This is a genomic window from Caulobacter sp. GW821-FHT11E11 (assembly GCF_058808315.1).
Genome location: NZ_JBXARO010000001.1, coordinates 783,729 through 792,752, shown reverse-complemented (window position 1 = coordinate 792,752; position 9,024 = coordinate 783,729). Strand labels below are relative to the sequence as shown.

Annotated in this window: 6 protein-coding genes; 3 read left to right on the top strand and 3 right to left on the bottom strand. The window is 67.5% G+C overall.

Annotated elements, in window-relative coordinates:
• The 3 genes from AC1RR5_RS03955 to AC1RR5_RS03945 form a co-directional block, all read right to left on the bottom strand.
• On the bottom strand, nt 1–650 hold a 650-nt coding region (locus AC1RR5_RS03955), incomplete at its 3' end, for a glucose PTS transporter subunit IIA (RefSeq protein WP_492919781.1).
• Between the two features lie 25 nt (nt 651–675).
• Nucleotides 676–2,946: a family 20 glycosylhydrolase gene (locus AC1RR5_RS03950; RefSeq protein WP_492919780.1), complete on the bottom strand. Its 2,271-nt coding sequence runs from the start codon at nt 2,944–2,946 to the stop codon at nt 676–678.
• Between the two features lie 150 nt (nt 2,947–3,096).
• Complete coding sequence (locus AC1RR5_RS03945; protein WP_492919779.1) at nt 3,097–5,760, bottom strand: TonB-dependent receptor; 2,664 nt, start codon at nt 5,758–5,760, stop codon at nt 3,097–3,099.
• A gap of 255 nt (nt 5,761–6,015) precedes the next feature.
• Between AC1RR5_RS03945 and AC1RR5_RS03940 the strand changes: the two genes are divergently transcribed.
• From AC1RR5_RS03940 to nagA, 3 genes are read left to right on the top strand one after another with little or no spacing between them, the layout of a single operon-like run.
• Nucleotides 6,016–6,759: a GntR family transcriptional regulator gene (locus AC1RR5_RS03940; protein WP_492919778.1), complete on the top strand. Its 744-nt coding sequence runs from the start codon at nt 6,016–6,018 to the stop codon at nt 6,757–6,759.
• Between the two features lie 17 nt (nt 6,760–6,776).
• A complete protein-coding gene (locus AC1RR5_RS03935) occupies nt 6,777–7,853 on the top strand; it encodes an SIS domain-containing protein (RefSeq protein ID WP_492919777.1) in 1,077 nt (358 codons plus the stop codon).
• Nucleotides 7,853–8,983 carry an N-acetylglucosamine-6-phosphate deacetylase gene (nagA, locus tag AC1RR5_RS03930; protein ID WP_492919776.1) on the top strand — a complete coding sequence of 377 codons (1,131 nt, stop codon included), beginning with the start codon at nt 7,853–7,855 and terminating at the stop codon, nt 8,981–8,983. The genes AC1RR5_RS03935 and nagA overlap by 1 nt, the downstream gene beginning before the upstream one ends.
• Nucleotides 8,984–9,024: the final 41 nt, after the last annotated feature.

The following is a 9,024-nucleotide window of genomic DNA, read 5'->3' as shown; positions in this document are numbered from 1 at the left end:
GACATCACGCCCACAGGGCTCTTGGCGCTGGCCCGGCGATTGACCGCCACCAGCGCGACCTCGGCCACGAACTTGCGCGCGGTCTCCGCGATCCGAGCAGCCGGACGGGCGTGGATGCCGTGCATCAGCGGCACGACGACCTCGCGGGCGACTTCGCCGGCGGACACCGAACTGGCCGGCGCCGCGCCGCCGACCGGCGACAGTTCCATCAGGAAATCGCCGACCGAGATGGCGCGATCCTGGTCGCGGCGGACGATCTCGAAGGCGTCCAGGTTGGTGATGACCACCGGCGTGATCAGGCTGCGCGCCCGTTGCGCCAGGAGATCCAGGTCGAAGCCCAGCAGCTTGTCGCCGGCCTTCACGCTCTGCCCTTCCTTGACGAAGACCGAGAAGCCTTCCCCGCCCAGCGCCACCGTCTCCAGCCCGACATGCATCAGGATCTCGGCCCCGTTGGCGGCCTTCAGCGTCACCGCGTGCCGTGCCCGGTGCACGGTGGTGACCACGGCGTCGCACGGCGCGTGCAGCGTCGAGTCCAACGGGTCGATCGCCAGCCCGTCCCCCAGCATCCGCTCGGCGAACACCGCGTCCGGCGTCTCATCCAACGCCGAAAGCCAGCCCTTCATCGGGGCGGTTAGAACCAGATTGGACACGGGCTTACTCTTTGAGTTCGAAAGACTACTTCAGGGTCACGCGGTCCAGGACCCAGAACGGATCCAGGGTCTTGGACGTAAAGCTCAGGCAAAGATCGACCTTACCCGCCTGGGCAGGCAAGCGGCCGCTGACCGTCGACAGAGCCGGATTTTTCGCGGAGTCGCCCAGCGGGATGGCGGCGATGCGCTCGCCCGTGCAGCCGAGACGCACTTCGAGCTCGCCGCCCGGCGTCGCCGGCGCGCGCAGCGGGATCTTGTCGCGGTCCTTGCCGACCTGGAAGTTGAACGGGATCTGGCCGATGCGGGCGGTCAGCAGCGCGCCCTTCGACAGGTCCGCGCCCTCCCAGATCCAGCACGGGTTGAAGATGTCGACATCGAACATCGCCCGCTTGTCGAAGTCGGCCGGCGCGTCATCGATCATCAAGAGCGGCACCTGGCTGGTGCAGCGCTTGAGCTGGCCGCTGACCCGGGTGCGCAGCGCGGCCGGATCGACCTTGTAGACACGCTCGCGGCCCAGGGCCTGGTCGCCGACGAAGGTGCGGGCCTTGACGGTCGTCCCCGCCGCCAGGTCCAGGGCGCCGGCATAGGCGGGCGAGGCCGCTGTCGGGGCCTTGCCGTCGGTGGTGTAGCGCACCTTGCCCACGCCCAGCGGCGCGGCGATATCCAGCCTGGTCTTGCCGCCCTCGCCTGCCGACAGCGCCGGATTGGGCTCGAACGGCACGGTGTCAGCGGTCACGCCCAGCACCTTCAACCGCGCCATCTCGGCCGGCAGCCGGCGGGCGAAGTCGTCCCAGCTGATGTCGGCCTCATGCGTCCAGGCGCGCTCGGCCAGGGCGATGGCGCGCGGGAAGGCCATCTGCTGCATGCGGACGTCGGTCTGCATGTGCTCGGTCCAGACATTGGCCTGGACGCCCAGGATGTGCTTGCGCTCGTCGGGGGTCAGCTGGGCCGGGGCGGGATCGAAGGCGTAGACGTCCTTCAGGGTGACGATCTTGCCGCGCCCGGTCGGCTCGTCGGGCGAGCCGCTCTGGCGATGGTCCAGATAGAGGGTCGGATGCGGCGACAGCACCGTGTCATGGCCAGCCTTGGCGGCGGCGATGGCGCCGTCGATGCCGCGCCAGGACATGACCGTGGCGTTGGGCGCCAAGCCGCCTTCGAGGATCTCGTCCCAGCCGATCAGGCGGCGGCCGCGCTTGTCCAGGCTCTTGCCGACCCGCTGGATGAACCAGCTTTGCAGCTCGTGCTCGTCCTTGAGGCCCAGTTCCTTGATCTTGGCCTGGATCTTGGGACTGGCCTGCCACTGCTCCTTGGTGGCCTCGTCGCCGCCCACATGGATGAAGGGCGACGGGAAGATGTCCATCACCTCGGCCAGCACGTCGTCGAGGAAGGCGAAGGTGGCGTCGTCGGTGTTGTAGAGCCACGGGAACACGCCCCAGTCGCCCATCTTGCTGGCGTCCGGCGCGGCCGTGCCCAGCTGCGGATAGGCCACGATCGGCGCCAGGGCGTGGCCCGGGGTCTCGATCTCCGGCACGATGGTGATGTTGCGGGCGGCGGCGTAGGCGACCAGCTCGCGGGCCTGATCCTGGGTGTAGAAGCCGCCGTACTTGGGATTGTTCACGGCCGCGCCAGGGTCATGCCGCCAGCCGGCGACCTGGGTCAGCTTCGGATATTTCTTGATCTCCAGCCGCCAGCCCTGGTCGTCGACCAGGTGCCAGTGGAAGGTGTTCATCTTGTGGGCCGCCATCGTGTCGATGACCGCCTTCAGCGTGTCGAGCGACTGGAAGTGGCGGGCGCTGTCGACCATCAGGCCGCGCCAGGCGAAGCGCGGGGCGTCCTCGATCGCCGCGGCGGGGATGGCGACCGGGCCCTTGGCGGCGTCCGGCGTCGCCAGCTGCCACAGCGACATGGCGCCGTAGAACAGGCCCGCGCGCCTGGCGGCGGCGATGGTCACGCCGTTCGGGGCGATGTCGAGCTTGTAGGCCTCGCCGGTCGGCCCTTCGCGGGTCAGGACGATAGCGTTGGCGGCCGGTCCCTCGACCACGACGGGTCGGAAGCCGCGCGAGCGCTGGATCAGGTCGGCCAGCTGGTTGGCCACGCCCTTGGCCTCGACATCGCCCTTGGCGAAGGCGATGCGGGTGGCGGCGGAAAGCTGGAAGGCCCCCTCGGCGCGGACCGCCTTGGCCGGCGCGGGGGTCAGGGTGAGGCCGGCGGTGTCGGCGTTGGCGGCGGTGGCGCAGAACGCTGCGGCCAGGGCGAGCGCCGAAACGGCGACGGTGCGGAGCGAGGGTCTGGTCACGCGGCCTCACGAAAAAACAGGCGGCAAAAAGCGGGCGGGACAGCAGAGCCGCCCCGCCCCAGCTCCATGCTTGCAGTCAGGAGAGGTTGGATCAATTGCGCTGTGGCCGGAGGCTCCGGGATCGCCCGAAGCCTCCGCCGTTGAACGTCCTTAGAAGCTGACGTTCAGCGTGGCCTGCAGCTTGCGGCCCGTGCGGTAGACACCGCGCGGCAGGGCCGTGGTGTTGGCGTAGGCGTAGTACTCGCTGTCGAGCAGGTTCATGCCCGAGACCGAGGCCGTGATGTTCTTGGTCACGGCGTAGCCGACCGTGGCGTCCAGGCTGTCGGAGGCGCGGACGAACATGTTGTCACCGCGGTCGACACCCGTGAAGTACTTCGAACGCCAGGTGTAGGTCGCCCGGGCCGAGAACGGACCGTTTTCATAGAATGGGCTGACATTGACCTGGTGCTTGGAGTTGTAGGGCAGCGGCGCGCCGGCCGAACCCTCGCCATCGGCATAGGTGTAGTTGGCCAGCACGCCGAAGCCGCGACCGAAGGTCTGCTGGTAGGCGACCGCCAGACCCTTCACCTCGGCCGAACCCGCGTTGAACGGACGGCTGATCTGATAGGTCGTGACGCGGCCCTGCGACTGGTTGAAGTACTGCTCGGGCTTGGTGTTCGTCAGGATGTAGTTGGAGATGTCCTTGTAGAACACTTCGGCCGACAGGATGGCTTGCGGCTGGAAGTACCACTCGGCCGAGGCGTTGAAGTTGCTCGACTTGTAGGGATCCAGGTTCGGGTTGCCGCCGCCGCCGGTCAGGATGCCGTCCGACAGCCAGAAGTAGTTGGTCATGTCGGCATAGTTCGGGCGGGCGATCACTTGCGCCGCCGCGAAGCGGAACACCAGGTCCTCGCGCGCATCGATGATGATGTTCACGCTGGGCAGCAGGTTGTCGTAGCTCTTCTTGCTGGTCTGCCAGACCCAGTCGGCCTGGGTGTTGCAGGCCGCGCCGGGCTTGCAGACGTAACCGGCGCTGTCGACCGAGGTCTTCACATAGCGGACGCCGAAGTTACCGCGGATGTTCTCGGCCTTGAAGTTGGCCTGGGCGTACAGGGCGTCGATGTTTTCCTGGATGTTCCAGTTGCCGGCCGTGAACTCGGCGGCCGCGAAGACCGACGGCTTGGGCATGGACGCGCCCGGAGCCAGCCACTTGCCGCTTTCCACGTAGGACAGCATCGAATTGCCGTCGATGCGGAAGCGGTTCTTCATCTGGTCGCCGACGCCGTCGAAGCCCTTCAGATAGTTGCCCGGAACTTCGGCGGCGGCGAACAGCGAGGCCGGAGCCGCGACACCGGCGATGGTGGTGCCGGCGTACTGCTGGTTGGTCTGGTGTTCACGACGCTTGTAGCCGACCTGGACGCGCTGGATGACGCCGTCGAAGTCCTTGCCCAGGTCGATCTGGGCGTACTTCTCTTCATCCGACGTCGGCTTGGAGACGATGTTGCCGCTCCAGCCCGGATCGGTCGCGAAGGCGGCCGGATTGCCCATCACGTTGGTCGTGTAGGTCAGGCTGCCCGGGCTCTTGGGTGCGCCGCTCAGGTCGACGGTATAGTTGGCCCAGTTCAGGAACTCGAGGAACACCTGGCGCTTGGTGCCGCCGTCGGCCTTGGACTGGCCGACCTCGGCGTTCAGGTCCCAGCCGTCGCCCTTGTACCCGCCCTTGAGGTGGTAGGTGTCGGAGTTCAGTTCGGCTTCGCGGTACTGCACGTCCAGAACGCTGAGGGCGTTGTTGAACGTGGCCTTGGTGACGACGTTGTCCTTGACGGTCAGGTCGGTCAGGGCGCCCAGGCTGTTCCAGGTGTTGCCCTGGAAGGCGTACATCGACTGGTTGGTGTTGTCGTAGGTGGCCTTGATCTTCAGCCAGTTGAACTCGACCGAGAGGGCTTCGTTCGGCTGGTACTGGATGGCCGTGGTGTAGGTCGTGCGCTTGCGGCCCTGCTCGAAGAAGTGCGTGCCGAAGGCGTTCGGGCTGCGGGCGTTCAGGTTGGCCGTCAGGGTCGTGGCGCACGAGCCCGTGCAGCCGCGGGTCCGCGAGTCGACCGGGTTGTCCGGGTTGCCGCCAGCCCACTGGTTGGCCGCGATGGTGCCGTAGCTTTCGATGCCGTCGCGACGCAGCTGGTCTTCGGCGCGCTGCACCGAGAAGCTAGCGCCGAAGGTGTTGGCGGCATTCTTCCAGCTGGCCAGCAGCGAGCCCTGCAGATCGCCCTTCTTGGAGCGGTCGTTGTAGAGATAGCTCACCGCGCCGGCGATCGTGCCGGACTTCAGGTCCAGCGGCTTGCGGGTGTTGACGATGACCGTGCCGCCGATGCTGCCTTCATCGATGCGCGGCTCGGGCGACTTGTAGACTTCGACCTTGCCGACGATCTGCGGCGCCAGCAGGGCGTAGTTGAACGTACGGCCCGGAGTGTCGAGAATGAACCAGTCGGCCGAAGCGACGGTCTGGCCATTCAGCAGCGTGCGGTTCAGCGCCGGGTCGGTGCCCAGGATGCTGACCTTTTCGCCTTGGCCGAACGCCCGGTCGACGGTGACGCCGGGGACGATGGTCAGGGCTTCGGCGACGTTGGTGCTCGGGAACTTGCCCACGTCTTCGGCGGTGACGACGTCGACGATGGCGTCGGCGCGGCGCTTGGACTCGATGGATTGCAGCAGCGAGGCGCGGATGCCGGTGACGACAACTTCCTCGACGGTGCTGTCTTGCGCCAGGGCCGGTGCGGCGGCGATGACCGCCATCGCACTGACGGAAGCGGCCAAGACGGCCTTATGGAAATTCTTCATAGTTCACTTCTCCCCATTTGCTCGGCCGCTCGAACCGAGCCGAACCCCAAAGACCAATTCGATACCAATCAACCTCGGGAAACCCGTGGAACGTGGTACTTCTCAAGCCTCGGAAGCTGACTGTGACGGAAATTTTGCATCTGACAAGGCCAAAAAGAAACCAATTGCAGACCACGTTCTTATTGGTATGAAAATGGTCATATGCTATCGAAGCGAGCGTAGAACGCTGGCGAAAGGCTTGGGGAGGGCTGTGAAATGACGTTTTCGGAACGGATTGGGCGGCTCGACGCCAATGGCGATCACGCCCCGCTCTACAAGCAATTGCAGCGCGCCTTGCGCGAGGCGATCCAGAAAAAGGTGCTGTCGCCCGACGACGCCCTGCCCGCCGAACGCGACCTGGCCGACGAGTTCAGCATCTCGCGCATCACCGTGCGTAAGGCGCTGGACGGCCTAGTCAGCGAAGGCCTGCTGACGCGCCGCCAGGGCGCGGGCACCTTCGTCGCCGCGCGAGTGGAAAAGAGCTTCTCCAAGCTGTCGTCCTTCACCGAGGACATGATCTCGCGCGGGCGGATCCCACGCAGCGAATGGATCAGCCGCAGCGAGGGCCAGGTGACTCCGGAAGAGTCGCTGACGCTGGGCCTGTCGCCCGGCACCTCGGTCTTCCGCTTCGCCCGTATCCGCTATGCCGACGGCGCGCCGATGGCGGTCGAGTACACCACCATCGCCGCCTTCGCCCTGCCTTCCACCGAAGTGGTCGGCACCTCGCTGTACGAGGCCCTCGAGTCGACGGGCCACCGCCCCGTGCGCGCCCTGCAAAGGCTGCGGGCGGTGCTGTTCGGGGCCGAGCAGGCCGACCTGCTGGGCGTGCCCGTCAAGGACGCCGGCCTGCTGATCGAGCGGCGTGGCTTCCTGAAGGACGGCCGGGCGGTGGAAGTGACGCAATCCTACTACCGCGGCGACGCCTACGACTTCGTCGCCGAGCTGAACGCCCTGTCTTGAGTCCCGAGGAGTAGAGCTTGGAGGCCACCGTCTTGACCCGCCCTGAGACCCCCGCGCCCGCGCGGCTGTCGCCCGAGTCGACGCGGATGTTCCTGGAGGCCGGCGAAGCGTCGTCGGTCGCCGCGACCCAGCTCTCCGCCAACGCCCGCAAGATCGAGGCCCTGGCCCAGCGCCTGCGGGCCAATCCGCCGCGCGTGGTCGTCACCATCGCGCGGGGCAGCAGCGACCACGCCGCCACCTTCGCCCGCTACCTGATCGAGACCAAGGCCGGGGTGCTGACCTCGTCGGCCGGCCTGTCGGTCAGTTCGGTCTATGACGCCTCGCCCAATCTTGAGGGCGCTGTCGTTCTGGCCATCTCGCAGTCGGGCAAGAGCCCCGACCTGCTGGCGGCGGTGAAGGCGGCCAAGGCCGCCGGCGCCTATGCCGTGGCCCTGGTCAACGTGACGGACTCGCCCCTGGCTCAGCTGGCCGACGAGGTCATCCCGCTGCATGCCGGTCCCGAGCTGTCGGTGGCCGCGACGAAATCCTACATCGCCGCCCTGGTGGCCATCACCCAGCTGATCGCCGCCTGGACGGAAGACGCCGAGCTGACCTCGGCCCTGTCCTCTCTACCCAAGGCGCTGGAACAGGCTTGGGCCCTGGATTGGACCCCGGCCGTCGAGCGCCTGAAGCTGGCCCGCAACCTCTACGTCCTGGGACGCGGCGTCGGCTTCGGCGTGGCGCTGGAAGCGGCCCTGAAGTTCAAGGAAACCTGCGGCCTGCACGCCGAGGCCTTCAGCGCCGCCGAGGTGCTGCATGGCCCCATGGCCCTGGTGAAGGACGGCTTCCCGGCCCTGGTCTTCGCCCAGAACGACGAGAGCCGCGCCAGCGTCGACGACATGGCCAAGGGCCTGCGCGAACGCGGCGCCTCGGTGCTGATCGCCGCGCCGGGCGAGAGCGGCGACGGCGTGCTGCCGACCGTCTCGACCCATCCGGTGCTGGAGCCGATCCTGATGATCCAGAGCTTCTACCGCATGGCCAACGCCCTGTCGGTCGCGCGCGGCTACGATCCCGACAGCCCGCCCCACCTCAACAAGGTCACTGAAACCGTCTGATGCTGGCTGCTCTCGTCAATGGCCGCGTCCTGACGGCCACCGGTGTCGAAGCCGGCAAGGCCGTGCTGGTCCAGGACGGCAAGATCGGTGGCGTGGTCGCCCAGTCCGAGGTTCCGGCCTCGGCCGAGCGTACCGACCTGGACGGCGGCCTGCTGGTCCCCGGCTATATCGACACCCAGGTCAATGGCGGCGGCGGGGTGCTGTTCAACGACTCGCCCACCCCGGAAGCCATCTCCGCGATCGGCGCGGCCCACCGGGCCTATGGCACCACCGGTTTCCTGCCGACCCTGATCAGCGACGACCTCTCGGTCGTCGACCAGGCGATGCGGGCCACCGAGCAGGCGATAGAGCAAGGCGTGCCCGGCGTGCTGGGCGTCCACATCGAGGGCCCGTTCCTCAATCCCAAGCGCAAGGGCATCCATGACGAGGGCAAGTTCCGCGTCATCGACGAGGAGGCCCTCGAACTCCTGAGCTCGCTGAAGGTCGGCAAGACCCTGGTGACTCTCGCGCCCGAGCGCACCACGCCGGACATGATCCAGCGCCTGGCCGACGCCGGGGTGCACGTGGCCGCCGGCCACACCAACGCCCTCTACGGGACCATGCGCCAGGCCCTGGACCATGGCCTGACCGGCTTCACCCACCTGTTCAACGCCATGTCGCCCCTGACCAGCCGCGAGCCCGGCGCCGTCGGCGCGGCGCTGGAGAGCTTGACCGCCTGGTGCGGCCTGATCGTCGATGGCCGCCACGTCGATCCGGTGACCTTGAAGCTGGCTTTGCGCACCCGGCCGCTGGACCGCTTCATGCTGGTGACCGACGCCATGCCGACCGTGGGCATGACCGACAAGCGCTTCACCCTGCAGGGCCAGGAGATCGTGGTCCGCGACGGCGTCTGCGTCGGCGTCGGCGGCACCCTGGCCGGCTCGGATCTCGACATGGCCGGGGCCGTGCGCAACACGGTCGAGATGCTGGGCGTCAGCCTGGAAGACGCCGTGATGATGGCCTCGGCCGCGCCGGCGGCGTTCCTCGGACTGGGCGGTCAGCGGGGGCGGATCGCGCCGGGTTACGCGGCGGACTTCTGCCTGCTGAATGACGACCTCTCCGTCCGCAGGACTTGGATCGACGGGGCCTGACCCAGACAATCGGGCCAAAACAAAAAGGGCGCTGACCGCGA